17 protein-coding genes are annotated in these 19616 nt (G+C 72.4%); 5 read left to right on the top strand and 12 right to left on the bottom strand.

Going from position 1 to position 19616, the window contains the following annotated elements; all coding sequences use genetic code 11:
- Positions 1-243 precede the first annotated feature (243 nt).
- Positions 244-1197, bottom strand: a complete 954-nt coding sequence (locus ABZT14_RS00205; RefSeq protein ID WP_356294577.1) for an alpha/beta hydrolase — start codon at positions 1195-1197, stop codon at positions 244-246.
- Between the two features lie 268 nt (positions 1198-1465).
- Here ABZT14_RS00205 and ABZT14_RS00200 point away from each other — a divergent pair, with 268 nt between their 5' ends.
- The gene (locus ABZT14_RS00200) at positions 1466-1861 is read left to right on the top strand and encodes an SseB family protein (protein WP_356294574.1); all 396 of its coding nucleotides are present in this window, start codon (positions 1466-1468) and stop codon (positions 1859-1861) included.
- A 37-nt stretch (positions 1862-1898) separates the two neighbouring features.
- On the opposite strand, the gene ABZT14_RS00195 is transcribed toward ABZT14_RS00200, so the two are convergent.
- The 10 genes from ABZT14_RS00195 to ABZT14_RS00150 form a co-directional block, all read right to left on the bottom strand.
- On the bottom strand, positions 1899-2813 hold the full coding sequence (locus tag ABZT14_RS00195) for an alpha/beta hydrolase (RefSeq protein ID WP_356294571.1): 915 nt from the start codon (positions 2811-2813) through the stop codon (positions 1899-1901).
- On the bottom strand, positions 2810-3640 hold the full coding sequence (locus tag ABZT14_RS00190; RefSeq protein WP_356294568.1) for an IclR family transcriptional regulator: 831 nt from the start codon (positions 3638-3640) through the stop codon (positions 2810-2812). Before ABZT14_RS00190 ends, ABZT14_RS00195 begins: the two co-directional genes overlap by 4 nt.
- Positions 3641-3709: 69 nt before the next feature.
- Positions 3710-4537, bottom strand: coding sequence for a DUF6282 family protein (locus tag ABZT14_RS00185; protein WP_356294565.1), 828 nt, complete (start codon positions 4535-4537; stop codon positions 3710-3712).
- A 478-nt stretch (positions 4538-5015) separates the two neighbouring features.
- The gene (locus tag ABZT14_RS00180) at positions 5016-5846 is read right to left on the bottom strand and encodes a nitrilase-related carbon-nitrogen hydrolase (RefSeq protein WP_356294562.1); all 831 of its coding nucleotides are present in this window, start codon (positions 5844-5846) and stop codon (positions 5016-5018) included.
- 1727 nt (positions 5847-7573) lie between these two features.
- Positions 7574-8569 (bottom strand): porphobilinogen synthase, encoded by a 996-nt coding sequence (gene hemB, locus ABZT14_RS00175; RefSeq protein WP_356294560.1) that lies wholly within the window; start codon positions 8567-8569, stop codon positions 7574-7576.
- Positions 8566-10197 (bottom strand): bifunctional uroporphyrinogen-III C-methyltransferase/uroporphyrinogen-III synthase, encoded by a 1632-nt coding sequence (locus ABZT14_RS00170; protein WP_356294557.1) that lies wholly within the window; start codon positions 10195-10197, stop codon positions 8566-8568. The genes hemB and ABZT14_RS00170 overlap by 4 nt, the downstream gene beginning before the upstream one ends.
- The gene (gene hemC / locus ABZT14_RS00165; protein WP_356294555.1) at positions 10194-11177 is read right to left on the bottom strand and encodes a hydroxymethylbilane synthase; all 984 of its coding nucleotides are present in this window, start codon (positions 11175-11177) and stop codon (positions 10194-10196) included. The genes ABZT14_RS00170 and hemC overlap by 4 nt, the downstream gene beginning before the upstream one ends.
- 82 nt (positions 11178-11259) lie before the next feature.
- Complete coding sequence (locus tag ABZT14_RS00160) at positions 11260-12567, bottom strand: glutamyl-tRNA reductase (protein WP_356294552.1); 1308 nt, start codon at positions 12565-12567, stop codon at positions 11260-11262.
- Positions 12568-12601: 34 nt separating this feature from the next.
- On the bottom strand, positions 12602-13393 hold the full coding sequence (locus tag ABZT14_RS00155) for a redox-sensing transcriptional repressor Rex (RefSeq protein ID WP_356294549.1): 792 nt from the start codon (positions 13391-13393) through the stop codon (positions 12602-12604).
- 270 nt (positions 13394-13663) lie between these two features.
- Positions 13664-13942: a glutaredoxin family protein gene (locus tag ABZT14_RS00150; RefSeq protein ID WP_356294546.1), complete on the bottom strand. Its 279-nt coding sequence runs from the start codon at positions 13940-13942 to the stop codon at positions 13664-13666.
- 191 nt (positions 13943-14133) lie between these two features.
- Between ABZT14_RS00150 and ABZT14_RS00145 the strand changes: the two genes are divergently transcribed.
- Positions 14134-15081 (top strand): HAD-IB family hydrolase, encoded by a 948-nt coding sequence (locus ABZT14_RS00145; protein WP_356294543.1) that lies wholly within the window; start codon positions 14134-14136, stop codon positions 15079-15081.
- 262 nt (positions 15082-15343) lie between these two features.
- On the opposite strand, the gene ABZT14_RS00140 is transcribed toward ABZT14_RS00145, so the two are convergent.
- A complete protein-coding gene (locus ABZT14_RS00140) occupies positions 15344-15940 on the bottom strand; it encodes a TIGR03086 family metal-binding protein (RefSeq protein ID WP_356294540.1) in 597 nt (198 codons plus the stop codon).
- 62 nt (positions 15941-16002) lie between these two features.
- Between ABZT14_RS00140 and ABZT14_RS00135 the strand changes: the two genes are divergently transcribed.
- From ABZT14_RS00135 to ABZT14_RS00125, 3 genes are all read left to right on the top strand, one after another.
- A complete protein-coding gene (locus ABZT14_RS00135; RefSeq protein WP_356294537.1) occupies positions 16003-16845 on the top strand; it encodes an AraC family transcriptional regulator in 843 nt (280 codons plus the stop codon).
- Positions 16846-17271: 426 nt separating this feature from the next.
- A complete protein-coding gene (locus tag ABZT14_RS00130; RefSeq protein ID WP_356294534.1) occupies positions 17272-18162 on the top strand; it encodes an ECF subfamily RNA polymerase sigma factor, BldN family in 891 nt (296 codons plus the stop codon).
- A 180-nt stretch (positions 18163-18342) separates the two neighbouring features.
- On the top strand, positions 18343-19575 hold the full coding sequence (locus ABZT14_RS00125) for a DUF5667 domain-containing protein (protein WP_356294531.1): 1233 nt from the start codon (positions 18343-18345) through the stop codon (positions 19573-19575).
- Positions 19576-19616 lie beyond the last annotated feature (41 nt).

Raw genomic sequence — 19616 nt, 5'->3', positions numbered from 1 at the left:
CGGGGTCGCCCGGGCCACCACGAGGCTCACACGCCCTGGCGCCACGCCTCACCGCGTGGTCGCCGGGCGGCCGGGGCAGCCGCTCGGGATTGACCCGGCACCTCGGACCCCGCCCCACGAACCACGGCTCCAGAACGCGCTGACCGTCCCCCCGGGATCCGCACGGCACACCCGAGGGGCTGGCCCCACCGTCACCGGTGGGGCCAGCCCCTCGTCACGTACCCGCTCCGCACTCCCGGGCGCTCAACGCCCCTGCCGCACCAGCCGGCTGCCGGGACCGAAGTGCTCCACCGGAGCGCAGTACGGCAACCCCTCCAACGACTGACGGCCACAGAACCGGCCCACCAGCTCCGAGAACTCCTCCATCCGCTCGATCGGCGCTAGGTGGTCCGCCTCCCGCAGGGTGGTGAACCGGGCCGACGGCAACTGCCGCGCCAGCTCCCGGCCCCCCTCGGGCGGCGTCAGGCAGTCGTACTCCCCGGTGAACACCAGGGCCGGCACCGTGGGCCGGGGCGCCGGCCGGTACCACTCGTGCCGTACCAGCCGCTCGTTGTGGTCCAGCCACAGCCGCAGCTGCCGCTCGTCCTGGTCCAGGAACTGCCGGTACAGAAACCGGGTCACCGCCCGCTGCCGGCGCACCACCCCGGCCGAGGAGGCGGACACGAACCGGCCCACCATCTCGTCCGCGATCCGCTCCAGTCGCCCCGCCGCCACCGACTCCCGCCAGGTGGCCACCTGTTCGGCCAGATCCTCCGGCAACCGGGTCGACATCCCCACCAACACCAGCCGCTCCACCAGCTCCGGGTGCCGCTGCGCCAGCCGTACCGCCACCGCGCCCCCGAAACAGGCACCCACCAGGTTCACCCGGGGCAGCTTCCACTCGGCCACCAACCCGGCCGTCGCGTCCGCGAGGAAGTCCAACCCGTAGTGCAGGGGCAACGGCTCACCATCCCCGTAACCGGGCAGGTCCACCGTCAGTACGCTCCCCCACCGGGTGAGCCAACGCTCGTGCCGCACCCAGGAGTACCGGTCCTGCGACGAACCGCCCAGGATCAGCATCGGGGCGGTGCACGGCTCCTGGGCCCACACCGCCCGGCCCGTGTAGCCGAACCCCTCGTGGCGCAGTCTGCGCTCCTCCACCCGACCGGCCGGCTGACGGGTGGGGCGTGCGGTGGTGACAGTGGGGGTGTTGGACACCTGAAGCTCCCGATAGGCGACGCTGGGAACCCCGATGACTAGCAAGCCGACCCGCTTCCGGCCCGCCACACCACCCCATCGAGGGCGCGCCGCCACCGCCCCGCTCGATGACCTGTACGCACCTCGGCCAGCTGTCGCCACGCCCACCGCGCCACCCACCGTTCACGGCAGCAACGCGCCGGTGACCGGGATCACCACCGATGGTGGCCACCGCCCGGGTGTCGTAACCTCGCCTGGGCTCAGCACGGTTGATCAACGGGGGGACACGGTGGGTCTGGTCGAGGACATCGCCGCCTGGCGGGCCGGCAACGGAGACGCGCCGACAGTGCTGGGCAGCTTCCGGCGCAGCGAGATACTGGTTCCCGTTCGCGACGACGGGGTCCTCACCACCCCCTACGGCGGGATGCTCTGGCTCCAGACCTTCACCGACCCCGGCCAACTGTCCCGGTTCCGCCAGACCCAGGGCACCCCCGTGGACGACATCCTCACCGTCCACGGCGCCCGACTGCTGGACCAGCTCCTCCCCACGCTGGACGACCCCACCGGCATCGCCGTCAACGCCGCCGACCCCCCGCACTCCATCCTGCTGCCCCCGGCCCACCCGGTCGTCCCCCACCAGACCGGTACGCCCCCGGACACCCCACGAGCCCCCCACGGCCTCTGACACCGGCACCGACCCGACCGGGCCCGGGGCCCGGGCCTCAGGCCGGCTCGGGGGTGTGCGTGAACGCCTCCCGGAAGAACCCGGCCAGCTCCCCGACCAGCTCACGGAACGTCGGATGCTCGTCGTACATCCACTCGGTGTGGCCGGCACCCTCGATCATCCGCAGCCGCCGGGGCTCCCCCGCCCGCTCGTACAGGGCCCGGGCCTCCTCCGGGCGGTGCAGCGCGTTCCGGTCCCCGTGGACGACCAGCAGCGGACGCGGCGCCAACAGGTGCACCAGCGACTGCGGCGAGAACCGCAACAGCCGGTCGGCGGACTCCAGGGTGACCTCACTGCCGAAGCCCGGCGCCTTGTACAACTCGCTGCCCACATAGCTGTCGGTGTGACCGTCCAGGTCCAGCCGGACGATGTCCCACGGCGAGGCCAGCCGGGAACGCCCGTACACACTGCGGTGCGCCCGGTCGGCCGACACCCGCTCCAGCAGGCTGCTCCACGAGGCGTCGTCGTGCATCGCCCGCAGCGCCCGCGCCCCGTCGGCGATGCCGTTCACCGACGCCACCGCCCGTACCCGGGGATCGTGCGCGGCCTCGGCCACCACCACACCCCCGCCCATGCCCCAACCGACCAGCCCCACCCGGCCGGCGTCGAGCTGCTCCTCCGCCTCGGTACGGTCCACCGCCGCCCGCAGGTCCTCCACCCACTCCTGCGGCACCAGCCGACCACGCTCCCCCTCGCTGTGGCCGAAACCCCGGTAGTCGAAGGCCAGCACGGCGAACCCGACCCGGGTCAGCGCCCGGGCGAAACGTTCGGGATGGATCACCTTCAGACCCTGGTAACCGGACGACGGGATGACCACCGGATAGGGGGCGCCCGCCCCGTCGTCGTCGGGCAGGTGCAGGTCGGCGTCCAGTCGTAGGCCACTGCTGAAGAAGGGCAGGGGACGGGAGTTCATGGGTGCGCGCTCCTCGGGGTGGGGGACGTTCGGGTGGGTCCGTTCAGTGGCTGGCCGGCCATGGCGCGGGAGATCTGCCGGGCCGCGCCGGTCACCGCCCGGGCCAGGTGCCGGGGTTCGCGTCCGACGCGGTAGCGGGGCGCGGAGACGTTGAGCGCGGCCAGCACCCGGCCCCGGAAGTCCCGCACCGGAGCGGCCAGGCCCAGCAGTCCGGGCTCGAACTCCTCGTCGGCCAGGGCGTACCCCCGCTCCCGCGCGTCCCGCAGCCGCCCCAACAGCTCCTCCACGTCCCGGGGCGCCGACGCCTCACCCGGCGAGAACGGCACGTCGGCGCACAGGTCCCGCACCTCGTGGTCGTGGTGGTCGAACAGCAACGCCCGGCCGGAGGAGGTGCAGTGCACCGGCGTGGTGCGCCCCACCCATCCGACCGCCTGCACCGACCGCTGGGGGCTCTCCGAGAGCACCGTCAGCGCCCCGTCGGTGGTCAGTACGGTGATGTGCGCCCGCTCCCCCAGCACCATGACCAGTCGCCGCAGTACCGGAGGGGCGATCGCCAGCAGCCTGGGGTGGCCGGCGTTCGCCGCGAGGGCGAACATCCGCCACCCCAGCCGGTACAGCAGGGTGTCCGGGTCCCGCTCCACCATCCCGGCCTGGTGCAGGGCCTTCAGGGCACGGGAGATCTGACTCTTCTCCCGGCCCACCAGCTCGGCGATCTCCACCACCCGCAGCCCGCCCCGCTCAGCCGCCTCCGGGGTACCCAGGGCAGTGAGGATGGCGAGCGTACGACGCGTACTTGACGGGCCCTCAGCGGCCTCGGCCTCAGCCATACCCGGATCATCCGAGCCGCCCCCGACCTCGGGCAACCCCCGTTGCTGGCTCAGCAACCACCGCCGGGTTCAGGGCTCGACCAGGGCCTCGGGCAGCTCGCCCGCGCACGCCTCCAGAGCCCCCCGGTCCAGCCCCTCCGAGGCCAGGGCCCGCACCAGCATCCGGTGCGCCTCGGGCGGGCTGGGCGAGTCGGGTTGGCCGGCGTCGGAGGAGAGGACCACCCGGTCCAGCCCCACCCCGGCCGCGTACCGGGCCAGCCGGGCGGGGGTGGCACCGGGCTGGTGCAGCAGCTGGTAGGTGGTGATCTCCACATGGGCGCCCAGCCCGGCCAGGGCCGCGGCCCGCTCGGCGCTCATGTCCGGCACCGTGTACCCGGGATGCGTCAACAGCAGCCTGCGGACGCCCAGTTCCCGTGCGGTCGGCACCAACCACTCGACCTCGGGGGTACTGAGGTGGCCGGTGGCCAGCACCGCGTCCGCCTCGGCCACCATCCGGCAGATGTCCCGGACCGCCGTGGCGAGTCGCGGGGCCCTCGGGGGGATGGCGTAGCTGTGGTCCGACAGTTCGGGGCGGGCCCCGCACAGGCTGGGCAGTCCCGCCCGCCGCTGGGTGTGGGCGTCGGCGGTGGGCATCCACACCACCCGGCCCCCGGCCGAGAGGCACGCGGCCACCGCCGCCGGGTTGACCCCTCCGACGTGCTGGTTGAGGACGACCCCGCCGTACACCCTTATCCCCTGCCGCCGGTCCACCGCGGCGGCCCGTCCGACGGTGGACTCGTAGTGGGCCTTGAGTACGCACCCCGAGTAACCGGCCTCCGCGTAGGCGCTCACCACTCCGTGGTCGTCGGCGTACCGGGGCGTGATGTCGGGGGCCGCGTGCACATGGAGGTCGAACACCGGCCCAGGATGCGGCCCCCACCCCGTCACGGCAACGACGTTGCCCTGACGGCAACTGGGGGGGTGGTTGGGGGTTGGGCGGTGGGGTTGGTTGGGTGCGTGGGGTGACCGGTTGGGGGGTGGGTGGGGCGCGGCCGGGGATGGGGCGTGCACGGTTGTGGGGGTGGGGTGGGTGGGGCGCGGGTGAGGTGGGTGGGCCCGGTTGTGGGGGTTGGGTGCGTGGGGTGGTCGGTTGGGGGGTGGGTGGGGCGGGTGGGGAGCGGCCGGGATGGGGCGTGCACGGTTGTGGGGGTTGGGTGCGTGGGGCGCGGGTGAGGTGGGTGGGCCCGGTTGTGGGGGTTGGGTGCGTGGGGGTGGTCGGTTGGTTGGGGGTCTTGGTTCTGGGGCCGGTGTTGGACTCGCGGTTCTACGAGGGTGGAGGTTCGCCTCCGGCGTGGGGTCGAGGCAGAGGTGGGGGAGGGAGCGGGGGGCGGCTGGGTCAGTCGGCTCCCTCGGCCATGAGGCGGCCGATCTCCCGGGAGACCAGTCCGAACCGTGCCTCCTCGATGAGGGGCATCTCGCGTCGTCGACGGCGTACCGCCTGGATGTCGATCTCCACGACGGACAGCGAGGGCACCCCGTGCGGCGCCTCGGCCACCACCTCTCCCCAGGGGTCCAGCACCCGGGAGCCGCCCCAGAAGGAGGCACCGTTCTCCACACCCACGCGGTTGACGAACACCACCCAACACTGTTGGAGGCGAGCGATGTTGAGCAGCAGGTCCCGCCAGTAGACGGACGTGTCGATGGCTCCCGGAACGAGTCCGGTGGCACTGTTCGTGGGGACGAACAGCACCTCCGCGCCGTCCTGGGCGGCCAGCCACGGCAGTACGGACTGCCAGGCGTCGTTGCAGATCAGGGTGGCCACCCTGCCGTGAGCGGTGTCGAAGGCGCGCAGGGCGTTGCCGGGGCTGGCGTGCTTGCGTTCCTCCCACTCCAGGTAGTTGGGGAGGTAGAGCTTGCGGTGGGTGTGCAGGGGTGTGCCGGCTGAGAAGTAGGTGGCGGTGTTGTAGCGGCGGAGCCGTCCGTCCTCGTGGAAACCCACGAGGACGTCGGGCCCGTGTGCGGACAGTTCGGCGAGCCTCGGGTCGTGCACGGTGAGGGACTCGTCCCGTCCGATGGCCCCCAACGCGTAGCCGTGGAGGCTCAGTTCGGGGAAGACGACCACGTCCGCCCGCTGGTCGGCCGCCTGTTTGACCATGGTCCGTGCGGTCTGCAGGTTGTTCTCGACCTCGCCCAGTTCACAGTCCACCTGTGCCAGTGCGATGCGCACCGCCCTCACCTCTTCTCCGACTTCGCTGGGTTCCGCTTCTTCACGCGGTTCGGTGCTCGTGTTCGTTGGTCACGCGGGGGTCTTGGGGTGGTGGGCGCTGCCCGTTCCGGTTCGGTGGTCGGTCATTCCGGTTCGCTGGCCGGCTGGTGGGGGGTGGGGAGACCGGGTGGGAGGGAGATGGGGTGGGATGAAGTGCGGTGGGGTGGGGTGTGGGTTCGTCTTGGCGGTCGGCCCGGGGTGAGCTTTGTGGGGATGGGTTTGTCGGGGTGGGGTTTGGTCTGGGGTGAGCCTTCGCTGGGGTGGGGGGCGCGGGGTGGGGATGAGCCGGGGTGCGCTGGCCTGGTCGGACCTTGCTGGGGGCTTGTGCGGTGCGTGGTCGGGGACTGGGGCTCCGGCAGCCTGCCTTACGGCTGACCTCGACCGAGTTCCGGTGCGGTGGCGGTTCTACTGGTCAGCGGGATGTCCGGCAAGCGATGTTGTGCTGTGGGCAACGGCGCCTGTGCGGATCGTCAACTGGTTGTGGCGGGAGGGGAGTTGAGCGGGAGGACTGGGAGGCGGGTGGAGGAGGTGGGGCAGGGGGCGAAGGAGCAGGCGCGGGGGCGGGCAGTTGGGGAGGCGCCGGCGTTGATGCGGTCGAGGTGGGGGCAAGGGTGGGGGCGGTGAACTGTCCACAGGCTGTGGATTGTTGTGACTATCGAGGCCCCCTGTGGACAACTCGGCGCACGATTCCAGGCGGTTGTGCATCATGGGCGGTATCGCGGCGATCTCCGGTTCGTACCGCGTGGGCCCACTGGCCTGACCTCCGTTTAGCGGCGGGGCGATGCCAGGGGGTGAACCGGAGCCGTTGTCCGGGAGATACGCGCGACTCCCGGACAACAGGTGGTGGCGGTGGTGGGTGGGCACGGGGAGGGGAGGGACCCCAGAAGTACCCCGAAAACCCCCAACCACCCGCAACAAAAGCCCAGTTGGGGCACCGCCCCAACGGAGCCAGGGCAACCAACCAAGGCAGCGGAGCCCCAGGGCGGGTCACCGTCAACCCTCCCCTGCCCGCCTCCCGTACCCCAGGTTGAGGCTCCTCGGATAGCTCCCGGAAAACCCCGGCAGGCAAGCCCCTACCGAAGTCCTCGCCCTCTCCCCCACAAGCGAAGCCCCCACCAAACCAGCCCGACCAACACCCCAGCCCCACCCCCCACCCCCACAGCTCCTCCACTCACACAGCCCCAGACGCCAAGTCCCCAACCCCGCAAATCCGAGCCCCTCACCCCAGGGAACCAGAGCCCCCTGACCGGCCCAGCCTCCAAACCCACGAACCCACAGCACCAGCCCACCCCAGAGCCACGAACCCATACCCCACAGCACCAGCCCACCTCAGGACCGAAAACCCGCGACCCCACCCCCGGGACCGTGAACCCGCGTTGCCCACCCCCGGGACCGTGAACCCGCGCTGCCCACCCCGGGACCGTGAACCCGCGCTGCCCACCCCGGGATCAGGAACCCACAGCACCCCGAGGCAGCCGGAGCGCCCTCGCCCCCAGCCGCCACCCACGAGCCCCGGGCTCCCCCCTCAGGGCGAGCCCGCACCGGACTCAGGCTCAGGCTCGGACTCAAACTCAGGCTCGAACTTGGGCTCAGGCTCAAACTCGGGCTCGGGCTCGGGCTCGGGCTCGGGCTCGGACTCAAACTCAAACTCAGGCTCGGACTTGGGCGGGCCGACCCGGCGGTGGCGGTCAGCTCTGGCCGGCGGAGAGGCGCTGGGCGACCTCGGTGGCCCAGTAGGTGAGGATCATGTCGGCGCCGGCCCGCTTGGCGGAGGTGAGGGTTTCCATGATCGCCCGGTCCCTGTCGATCCAGCCGCGTTCGGCCGCCGCCTCGACCATGGCGTACTCCCCGGACACCTGGTAGGCGGCCACCGGTACGTCGGCCACCTCGGCGACCTGGCTCAGCACGTCCAGGTACGGCAGGGCGGGCTTGACCATGACCATGTCGGCACCCTCGGCCAGGTCCAGGGCCAACTCCCGTAGCGATTCGCGGGAGTTGGCGGGGTCCTGCTGGTAGGTCGTGCGGTCGCCCTGGAGGGAGGAGTCGACGGCCTCGCGGAAGGGGCCGAAGAAGGCGGAGGAGTACTTGACGGTGTAGGCGAGGACGGACACGTCCTGGTGCCCGGACTCGTCCAGGGCCTCCCGGATGACCCGTACCTGGCCGTCCATCATGCCGCTGGGCCCCACCACGTGGGCGCCGGCGTCCGCCTGGACGCGGGCCATCTCGGCGTACCGCTCCAGGGTGGCGTCGTTGTCGACCCGCCCCTGCTGGTCGAGTACCCCGCAGTGGCCGTGGTCGGTGAACTCGTCCAGGCACAGGTCGGCGGACACGACCAGGGAGTCGCCGACCTCCTCGCGTACCTCGCGCAGGGCGCGTTGGAGGATGCCGTCGGGGTCGGTGCCGGCGCTGCCGACCGCGTCCTTGCTGGCGGGGACGCCGAACAGCATGAGGCCGCCGACACCGGCGTCCACCGCCTCGGCGGCGGCCTTCCGCAGGGTGGCCAGGGTGTGCTGGTACACCCCGGGCATGGAGCTGACCGGGCAGGGTTCCTCGATGCCCTCGCGGACGAAGGCGGGGAGGATGAAGTCGGCCGGGTGCAGCCGGTGTTCGGCCACCAGCCGTCGCATCGCCGGGGTGGTGCGGAGCCTGCGGGGGCGATGGATCGGCGCGGCGTCAGGGTTCACGAGGTTCGGGCCCTCCTTCGGGCGGGTCTCTTCTCACTGGGCCGCTTGACCGGGTCGCCGGCCTCCAGGGCGGCGGCTCTGCGCTGGGCGCCGAACTCGGCGAGTGCCTCGGCCAGCCGGAGTACGGAGGGTTCGGGGGACAGTACGTCCACCCGCAGTCCGTGTTCCTCGGCGGTCTTGGCGGTGGCCGGCCCGATACAGGCGATCACGGTGACGTTGTGCGGTTTGCCGGCGATGCCGACGAGGTTCCGCACGGTGGATGAGGAGGTGAAGAGTACCGCGTCGAAACCGCCGCCCTTGATGGCCTCCCGGGTGGGTGCGGGGGGCGGCGAGGCGCGCACGGTGCGGTAGGCGGTGACGTCGTCGACCTCCCAGCCGAGTTCGATCAGCCCGGCGACCAGGGTTTCGGTGGCGATGTCCGCCCGGGGCAGGAACACCCGGTCGATGGGGTCGAAGACCGGGTCGTAGGGCGGCCAGTCCTCCAGGAGTCCGGCGGCGGACTGTTCGCCGCTGGGTACCAGGTCGGGCTTGACGCCGAAGTCGACCAGGGCGGCGGCGGTCTGCTCGCCCACCGCGGCGACCTTGATGCCGGCGAAGGCGCGGGCGTCCAGGCCGTACTCCTCGAACTTCTCACGCACCGCCTTGACGGCGTTGACCGAGGTGAAGGCGATCCACTCGTAGCGTCCGGTGACCAGTCCCTTGACGGCCCGCTCCATCTGCTGCGGGGTACGGGGTGGCTCGACCGCGATGGTGGGCACCTCCTGGGGGACCGCGCCGTACGAGCGGAGCTGGTCGGACAGGGAGGCGGCCTGTTCCTTGGTGCGGGGGACGAGGACCTGCCAGCCGAACAGGGGCTTGGACTCGAACCAGGCGAGCTGGTCGCGCTCCTCGGCGGCCCGTTCGCCGACCACCGCTATCACCGGCGGTCCGATGTCCCCGGCCGGGGGGAGCACCTTGGCGGACTTCAGCGTCTGCTGGAGCGAGCCGAGGGTGGCCGTCCAGGTGCGCTGGCGGGTGGTGGTGCCGGCGACGGTCACCGCGACCGGGGTGTCCGGCTTGCGGCCGGCGTTGACCAGTTCGGCGGCGGCGCCGCTGACCTGCCCCAGAGTGGTGGAGACGACCACGGTGGCGTCCGAGGAGCCGGCTTCGGACCAGCACTGTTCGTCGGCGGTACCGGCGTCCACCAGGCGTACGTTGACGCCCTGTTCGTGGCGCAGCGGTACGCCGGCGTAGGCGGGTACCCCGACGGCGGTGGCCACTCCGGGCACCACCTCGTAGGTGATGCCCTCGCGGGCGCAGGCGAGCATCTCGGTGCTGGCGTGGGAGTCGAGTCCCGGGTCGCCGAGGAGCGCGCGGACGACCCGCTTGCCGGCGCCGGCGGCCCGCATGACAAGATCTACGCGTTCGCCGGTGGGTTCGTCCTCGGCGGCCTGTAGCGGCACTTCCACGCCCGTACGGGTGTGGGCGCGCACCATGTCGTACACCTGCGGGTCGGCGACCAGCACGTCGGCTTGTGCCAGGGCCTCGACGGCGCGCAGGGTCAGCAGTCCCGGGTCCCCGGGTCCGGCACCGAGGAAGGTGACGTGCCCTTGGCCGCCCGGGTGTGGGTTGGCGTGAATGGGGCTCAAAGTGCTCGCTCCCCCATCAGACCGGCCGCGCCCTTGGCGAGCATCTCGGTGGCGAGTTCGCGTCCCAGTCTGGTGGACTGTCGCGCCAACTCCTCCCCGGACGCCGGTACGGGACCGGTGGTGGACAGCTGCACCAGCGTCTCGCCGTCGGTGGTGCCGACGACGCCGCGCAGGCGCATTTCGGTGACAGCCTGTTCGTCGGTCAACAGGTCGGCCAGCGCGCCCACGGGTGCGCTGCAGCCGGCCTCCAGCTCGGCGAGCAGGGTTCGCTCAGCGGTTACGGCGGCCCGGGTGTGCGGGTCGTCGAGTTCGGAGAGCTGGGTGGCCAGTTCCCCGTTGGCGGAGACGCACTCGACCGCGAGTGCGCCTTGCCCTGGGGCGGGCAGGACGGCGGCCGGATCCAGAAGTTCGGTGATCTCCTGGCTTCGGCCGACACGGTTCAGCCCGGCGGTGGCGAGTACGACGGCGTCGAGCTCGCCGGATCGCACGTACCCGATCCGGGTGTCGATATTCCCTCGGATCGGCACGGTTTCGATCACACGTCCCAGGGACCGTGCCCAGGCGTGGAGTTGGGAGGCGCGGCGGGGGGATCCGGTGCCGATGCGGGCGGTGCCGGGGCCGCTGGTGAGGCGTTCGAAGTCGTGCCCGTCCCGGGCGATCAGCGCGTCGCGGGGGTCCTCGCGTCGGGGTACGGCGGCGAGGGTGAGGTCTTCGGGCTGGGTGGTGGGCAGGTCCTTGAGGGAGTGCACGGCCAGGTCCACCTCCCCTCGGGTCAGCGCGTCGCGGAGCGCGGTGACGAAGACGCCGGTTCCGCCGATCTGGGTGAGTTGGGCTCGTGAGACGTCGCCGTAGGTGGTGATCTCCACCAGTTCCACGGGGCGTCGGGTGATCTGGCGCAGTTGCTCGGCGACCAGTTCGGACTGGGCCATCGCCAGCTTGCTGCGGCGGGTGCCCAGCCTGAGGGCGGTGGTGTCACTCATGCGCCTACCTCGCTGTGCCGGGCCCGTGGGATGCGGGTCGGGCGGCTGTCTCTGGTGGTGGGGAGCGGGGGTTTCATTCCGGTCACCGCCGCTCTTGTTGGGGGCTGCTGACGGCGGCCACGGTCTGGGGGTCGAGGCCGAACAGTTCGCGGAGGGCGTCGGCGTAGCCGGCGCCGCCGGGCTCTTGGGCGAGCTGCTTGACCCGTACGGTCGGGGCGTGCAGCAGTTTGTCGACGACGCGGCGCACGGTCTGGGTGACCTCGGCGCGCTGTCGGTCGTCGAGGTCGGTGAGGCGTCCTTCGAGGCGGGCCATCTCGCTGGCGACGACGTCGGCGGCCATGGCCCGGAGGGCGACCACGGTGGGGGTGATGGTGGCCGCGCGTTGGGCGGCGCCGAAGGCGGCGACCTCGTCGGCGACCAGGGAGCGCACCTGGTCGACGTCGGCGGCCATGGGTTCCTGTGCGGCGGCTTCGGCGAGGGTCTCGATGTCGACCAGGTGGGCGCCGTCGACGCGGTGTGCGGCGGCGTCGATGTCGCGGGGCATGGCCAGGTCGAGGAGGGCCAGGGGGCGGTCGCGGCCGGTGAGGGCGGTCTCGATCTCGGTGCGGGAGAGGACCAGTCCGGTGGCGCCGGTGCAGGAGACGACGAGGTCGGCGCGGGCCAGTTCGGCGGGTACGGCGTCCATGGCGACGGCCTGGGCGTCGAGGCTGTGGGCGAGGCGCTGGGCGCGGTCCACGGTGCGGTTGGCGATGACGAGTTCGGCGATGCCGGCGCGGGCGAGGGTGGTGGCCGCGAGGGAGGACATGGAGCCGGCGCCGATGACGAGGGCGCGGCGGCCGGGGGTCCAGTGTTCGAGGTCCTGGCCGTGGGCGAGTTGCCGTAGTCCGAAGGTGACGAGGGACTGGCCGGCCTTGTCGATGCCGGTCTCGGTGTGGGCGCGCTTGCCGACGCGTAGGGCCTGCTGGAACAGGTCGTTGAGCAGGCGTCCCGCGGTGTGACGTTCCTGCGCCAGAGCGAGGGCGTCCTTGATCTGGCCGAGGATCTGGCCTTCGCCGACGACCATGGAGTCCAGTCCGCAGGCGACCTGGAACAGGTGGTGGACGGCGCGGTCCTCGTAGTGGACGTAGAGGTAGGGGGTCAGTTCGTCGAGGCTGACTCCGCTGTGGCCGGCCAGCAGGGTGGAGAGTTCGGCGACTCCGGCGTGGAACTTGTCGACGTCCGCGTACAGCTCGATGCGGTTGCAGGTGGAGAGTACGGCCGCCTCGGCGGCGGGTTCGGCGCTGACGGTCTCCCGCAGCAGGGGGCCGCGGTCCTCGGCGGCGAGGGCGGCGCGTTCCAGGACGCTCACCGGGGCGCTGCGGTGGCTGAGCCCCACTACCAGCAGGCTCATGCGGGCCTCCCGGGGGTCGCGGGGGTGGGGGTGGTCATGCCGGCATCACCGCGGGCACGTCTCCGTCGGGGCCCTGTTCGGGTCGCTTGGTGACCGCCGCGGCGGGGGGTGCGGCCGGGGGTGCGGTCTCGGTCTCTTCGCCGGTGAGGGCGGCCTCTTCCAGTTCGCCGGCCTTGCGCTGTTCGTGGAAGGCGAGGATCTGTAGCTCGATGGAGAGGTCGACCTTGCGTACGTCGACGCCGTCGGGGACGGACAGCACGGTGGGGGCGAAGTTGAGGATGGAGGTGATGCCGGCGGCGACGAGGCGGTCGCAGACCTGTTGGGCGGCGCCGGCGGGGGTGGCGATGACGCCGATGGAGACGCCGCCGCTGTCGATGATGCGTTCCAGTTCGTCGGTGTGCTGGACCTCGATGCCGGCGACCTGTTTGCCGGTCATCTGGGGGTCGGCGTCGATGAGGGCGGCGACGCGGAAGCCTCGGGAGGCGAAGCCTCCGTAGTTGGCGAGGGCGGCGCCGAGGTTACCGATACCGACGATGACGACGGGCCAGTCCTGGGTGAGGCCGAGTTCGCGGCTGATCTGGTAGACGAGGTACTCGACGTCGTAGCCGACGCCGCGGGTGCCGTAGGAGCCGAGGTAGGAGAAGTCCTTGCGGAGCTTCGCGGAGTTGACGCCGGCGGCGGCGGCGAGTTCCTCGCTGGAGACGGTGGGCACCGAGCGTTCGGAGAGCGCGGTGAGGGCCCGCAGATACAGCGGAAGCCTGGCGACGGTAGCCTCGGGGATGCCTCGACTGCGGGTCGCCGTTCGGTGAGTTCGGCCAGTTGCCACGGTGCTCCTGCCGGTTACGCCAAGCTGTGAGCGGCCGGTCCCCGCGTCGGCCGTGCCGGCCCCGGAACCGTTCCATCTCGACCAGGCTATGCCTTTGTGAACGCGTGCACAAAGAAGAGGTCCGATTTGTCCGGTGAACGTGATGGGCGCCACAGGCACCAACGCGGACACCGAGCCACCTCCTTCTCACAAGGGACACCAGCTGCCCCAACCGAACAAAACCCCTGGCCGGGGGCCGTTCCCCGGCGCCCCCAGCGGCTGGCTACGCCCTCAGCCGGTCAGGGCCTGACGCAGCCGTCCGGGGTCGACCCGCCAGAAGTCGTGCTGCGCGCCGTCCACCAGGACCACCGGGATCTGCTCCCAGTACAGCCGGTGCAGTTCCTCGTCCCGGGTGATGTCCCGCTCCTCCCAGCGCGACCCCAGCTCTCCGCACACCTCGCGGATCACCTCTCTCGCGTCGTCGCACAGATGGCAGCCGGGCTTGCCGATGAGGGTGACCACACGCTCGGTGGGGTCGGGGCGCTCACGGCGGCGGAACAGCGCACACATGGCGCCATTGTCCCGCGCCCGTGGGCCCCCTAGGAACCATCGCGCGCCACCGTGGCCGGATCCGGCGGTCGGGCGGAGGGCGCCCGCTCCCCGCCCCGGGACAACCGGAGGTCGACCGGAGGTGACGGTGTCGTACTCCGGGGACACCCCGGCGTAACGAGACCACCACCCGGGCTGGCTATGCTCGCGGCATGGCCTCATTGGGATGGCTCACCCGTCGCAGGCGCCCCACGACCGCGCGCAGCGTGCTGGCCGGCGAGGCGGCGGCGGAGGCTGCGCGCCTGCGGGAACACGAACTCCACGAGGAACACGAGGAAGAGGAGCCGGGGACGCCCGAGGCCGTGGAGGAGGAGTTCCCGGTCGCCGGGGACACCGCCGCCGCGGCCTTCTTCGACCTGGACAACACGGTGATGCAGGGCGCGGCCCTGTTCCACTTCGGCCGGGGCCTGTACAAGCGGAAGTTCTTCGAGACGCCGGAGCTGCTGCGGTTCGCCTGGCAGCAGGCGTACTTCCGGCTGGCCGGTTCGGAGAACAGCGGCCATATGCAGGAGGCCCAGGACAGCGCGCTGTCCATCGTGGAGGGCCACCGGGTGTCCGAACTGGTGGCGATCGGCGAGGAGATCTACGACGAGTACATGGCCAGCCGCATCTGGCCCGGTACCCGCGCGCTGGCCGAGGCCCACCTGAAGGCCGGCCAGAAGGTGTGGCTGGTGACCGCCGCCCCGGTGGAGACGGCCACTATCATCGCCCGCCGGCTGGGGCTGACCGGGGCGCTGGGCACCGTCGCGGAGTCCGTGGACGGGGTCTACACCGGCCGGCTGGTCGGGGAGCCGCTGCACGGCCCGGCCAAGGCGGAGGCGGTACGGGCGCTGGCCTCGGCCGAGCAGTTGGACCTCAGCCGGTGCGCGGCCTACAGCGACTCCGCCAACGACATCCCGATGCTGTCCCTGGTGGGCCACCCGTACGCGATCAACCCGGACAGCCGGCTGCGGGCGCACGCCCAGGAGCACGGCTGGCGGCTACGGGACTACCGCACCGGCCGCAAGGCGGCCAAGGTCGGCATCCCGGCCGCCGCCGGGGTGGGCGCGCTGGCCGGTGGTACGGCCGCCGCCATAGCGCTGCACCGACGCCGCCGGTAGGCGGCGTCAAAAGCTCCCGCCGCTGAGCGGCGGCGTCAGAAACTCCCGCCGCTGTACCGCGATCCGGCCGGCCCACGGTCCCGCCCCAGCGCCCTCCCCCTTCCGTACGCCCCCACGGGTATCCCCACACCCACCTCCCCTCCGCACCAGGTCGGCGCCCGGCACCCCGGGGCGGGAGGTCCGGGGTCAGGCGGCTCCCCCTCGTACGCCTCGTGCGCGCCGTACGAGGAAGGGCACCGCACCTCGGGCGCCGTCGGCGGGGTCAGGGCGTGGGGCGCCACTCGGGGTCGCGGCCGGTGAGCCCCAGCAGCCGGGAGAAGGGCGGGGCGTCCTCGGGTACCGGCACCTCCGCGCCGAAGACCCCGTTGCTCCGGGCCATGGGCGCCATCTCGGTGAAGGTCGGCAGCAGTCGCGCCACCGCCGACCCCTCGGGGGTGAAGTCCCCTCCGGTGGCCCGCGCCACGTCCCAGGGGTGGACGGTCAGGTCGAGCAGTACCAGTTGCAGCACCACCGGCCGGGGCAGCCCCATCCCCGAGGGAGCGCCCTCCAGGGCGCCCGGCCGGGACCAGGCGTCCACCAGCTGGCGGGTCTCCCGGTCGAAGCGGTCCCGCCAGTCGCCGACCACCAGTTCGGGGGTGCCGGCGAAGTCGGCCGACTCGCCCCGGGCCAGCTTCTGGAACTCCACCACGACCTGGAGCAGGTGGTTCAGCAACTGCCGCAGGTCGTACTCGGCACAGGGGGTGGGCAGGTCCAGTTGCGCGTCGCTCACCGCGCGGAGGGTCGGCCGGGCCCGTTCGGCCACCCGGGCCAGCAGGTCGGGGAGGTCGGGGAGGTCGTCGTGCGTCATGTCGTGTGCCATGGGGCCGAAGCTAGCCGGGTGGCCGGGCGGCGGCTTGAAGATTCGCGCCATAGGCTGCCCGCATGGGTGACCCCACTCCGGCCGAGGAGCCCCGACGGGACACCTGGGGCATCGTGAACGCGCCGGAACTGCTGCGCCGGGTGTCCTTCCGCCGCCGGCTGCCCGCGCCCGGGCTGAGGCCGTACCTGGAGCACTACTGGCTGATCGACTGGGACCTGGACCAGCCCCATCTGTCCCAGGTGGTGCCGCATCCCTCGGTCAACCTGGTCTTCGAGCGGCGGACCGGACGGCCCCCGCACGGGCTGGTCGCCGGGGTGGGGCTACGGCTGTTCACCACCAAGCTGGAGGAGCGGGGGCGGGTGTGCGGAGTGCAGTTCCGCCCCGGCGGTTTCCGGCCGTTCTGGCCGACCCCCGGGCCGGTGAGCGCGCTGGCCGACCGCCACCTGCCGTGGACCGAACTGTTCCCCGGGTCCGACCCCGGGGTGGTGGACGCGGTACTGGAGCCGGCGGACGAGGAGGAGCGGGTGGCCGCCCTGGACCGGTTCCTGCTGGGGCTGTGCCCCGAGCCGGATCCGCAGGCGTTCCGCGCGGTGGAACTGGTCCAACGGGTACGCGGGGACCGGGAGATCCGTACGGTCGGGCAACTGGCCGGAACCTGCGGGTGGTCGGTGCGCAGCGTGCAGCGGCTGTTCGCCGAGTACGTCGGGGTCAGCCCGAAGTGGGTGATCCTGCAGTACCGGGTGCACGAGGCATTGGAGCGGGCCACCCGGGAGCGGGGGGTGCGCTGGGCCGAGTTGGCGGCGGAGCTGGGGTACAGCGACCAGCCGCACCTGGTGCGGGAGTTCACCACGGCGGTGGGGGTCACCCCGACCGGCTACCTTCGCGCTCTGGACGGCGGGTTCTGACCGCCCCGGTGACAGCCGGGTGACCGCGCCGAGGGATCGCGCCGGGTGAGAGCGCCGCGTGAGAGCGACGAACGGTCATCTCCCACGCGAATCGGTCAGCGACGCACAGCGGAACGACACCCGACGCTCCCCGGCGGTTTTTCTCGCGCGCACCGCTCCGGCCTGCCCCGTCCTGAGCAGGTGATCAGAAGCGGTCACCTTCGGGCCCCACAGTCGGCCCCAAGTGGTCATCTTCCCCGGCTTGTTCGAACGACGAGTGGGCGCCAAGCGCGTAGAGAGCGAAGCGAACCGGCGAAAACAGCAACTGGGCGTAGCTGCACCTATACGAAGCGTTATTCTCCTCAGATGCAATTCGGTCTTCGCCGCCCATCCCAGGCACCAGAGGACCGCTCTGCTCGTGATGGAAGCTCTGCCTCTGGGAGTCCCGTGTACCCACACGTCGGGGTTGACGCCTCGGGCCTGGCTACGCCACGCGGTTCGGTCTTCGACCGTCTGCGTTCCTTCGTCCCCACCGCGTACGCCGTCCCCGCCCTGGCCGCAGCCACACCTGTCCCCCCTGTCCCCACTAGGTCCCCCGCCCCCTGCTACGCACTGACCGACAGTCCCCCGGCCCGCGTCTCGGTGGCCGGCCGCCGCGCCCGCGCCACCCAGGCGCCACGCGCCGCCCCCACCGCCGCTCCCCCGGCCCCCCGACGCGCGGCCTCCCCCGCCGCGCAGCACACCACCACCACCGCCAACAGGCGCCGTTCCACCCCGGGTTCGGAAGCCGACAGCCGGCGGATGATGGACCTGGTGGAGGCGGCCCAGGGGGGCGAGACCGAGGCCTTCGGGCGGCTGTACGACCACTACAGCGACACCGTCTACCGCTACATCTACTACCGGGTCGGCAGCCGGGCCACGGCCGAGGACCTCACCAGCGAGACCTTCCTGCGGGCCCTACGCCGCATCGGCACGTTCACCTGGCAGGGCCGTGACTTCGGCGCCTGGCTGGTGACCATCGCCCGCAACCTGGTCGCCGACCACTTCAAGTCCAGCCGGTTCCGGCTGGAGGTCACCACCGGCGAGATGCTGGACGCCAACGAGGTGGAGCGCAGCCCGGAGGACTCGGTACTGGAGTCGCTGTCCAACGACGCGCTGCTGGCCGCCATCCGCAAGCTCAACCCCCAGCAGCAGGAGTGCGTGACCCTGCGGTTCCTGCAGGGGCTCTCGGTGGCCGAGACCGCGAAGATCATGGGCAAGAACGAGGGCGCCATCAAGACTCTCCAGTATCGGGCGGTACGGACCCTGGCCCGTCTCCTCCCCAACGACGCACGGTGACCGAAAGTGACGGCATGAGGGCGCCCGGTCACATCATCGACGGGTCCGTAACCCGACTGGCGTTGCCTCGTTGGGGGGTGTGCAGACCACCCGTGGTGGTGTTCCGTGCCGGACAGCGCGCGGCCCCCAACGGCAGCCGCCACCAGGGGAGTTGACCACCCGTTCCAGGAGGTGCCGCGCGTGATCGGTCCCAGTTCGGCCCGCCGGGCCTCCGCCTTCGCCACAGCCGTGGACGCCACGGACCCCGGGGGGAGCCCCCCGGACGACGCCCCCGACCCGACCGGCTCCCCCGTCGCCCCGTACGACGGGGCTCCGGCGGGCGCCGGGTCCGACACGTCACCGCAGGCCGGGCCCCATCCGGTCGGCGAGGACGCCGGGCTGGTCCGGCTCACCGAGGCCCTGCGTTCCCTGCCCCGGGCCACCATGGACTCCGAGGCCCGCACCACCCAGCGGGCCCAGCTGATCGCCGCCATGGAGAACTCCCTCCAGGAGGGCGGGGACACCACCACCGCCCACATCCCCGGCCAGCGCCCCGCGCGTTCCGGGCGCGGCGCCCACCGCGCCCCCGCCCGGCTCAACCCCCTGCGCCCCCGGTCCCGGCTGAGCCGGGGCCTCCTGGCCGGCGGGCTGGGAGTCGGGGTGGCCGCCAGCGCCCTGGGCGGGGCAGCCGCCGCGAGCAACCAGGCGCTGCCGGGTGACTCGCTGTACCGGGTCAAGCGCGGCATGGAGGACCTACGGCTGGGCATGGCCGGCGACGACGGGGATCGTGGCCGCATCTACCTCGACCACGCCAGCACCCGTCTCCAGGAGGCCCGTCGGCTGATGGAGCGCTCCCGGACCGGCGACCTGGACGCCGACTCGGAGCGGGAGATGCGCCGGACGCTGCGGGGGCTGCGCCACGACGCCGCCGAGGGCCGCCGGCTGCTGGGCCAGGCCCACCGGAAGGAGGGCACCCTGGGGCCGCTGCGGTCCCTGGACCACTTCGCCCAGTCCAGCCGTTCCGGCTGGTCCACCCTGCGGCAGCAACTGCCCGTACGGCTCACCGACGTGGGCGACGAGGTCGCCGGAGTGCTGGACGCCATAGACGCGGACCTGCTCGGTCTGCGGAGCGCCGACAGCGCGCGTTCCCCCGCGCCGGTCCGGCCCGCCCCTCCCACCGGTACCGCCCCGGAGGGTTCGGCCGATCCCCGCCGTGAGGCGTCCCCCCGCGAGGACGACGGCTCGCCCTCCCCCGAGGGCTCGCGTACGAAGCCGTCCGAGGGGCACTCCCCCTCCAGTGGTTCGGGCGCGCCGTCGAGCGGTTCGCCCACGGCCCCCGAGTCCCCGGACGAGAACGAGGGGGGCAAGGGTCCGCTGCCCGGGCTCGAACTGCCGTCCCTGGAGGACCTGTTCCCCCGGCAGGACAGGCCCTGAGGGGCGCCCCGTTCACCGGGGCGTTCCCCCCTCCTCCTCCC

It is taken from the genome of Streptomyces sp. NPDC005438, assembly GCF_040606315.1.
In the GTDB taxonomy this organism is placed as follows: Bacteria; Actinomycetota; Actinomycetes; order Streptomycetales; family Streptomycetaceae; genus Streptomyces.
The sequence above is the reverse complement of the archived record's forward strand: the minus strand, read 5'-3'. Positions and strand labels throughout refer to the sequence as shown.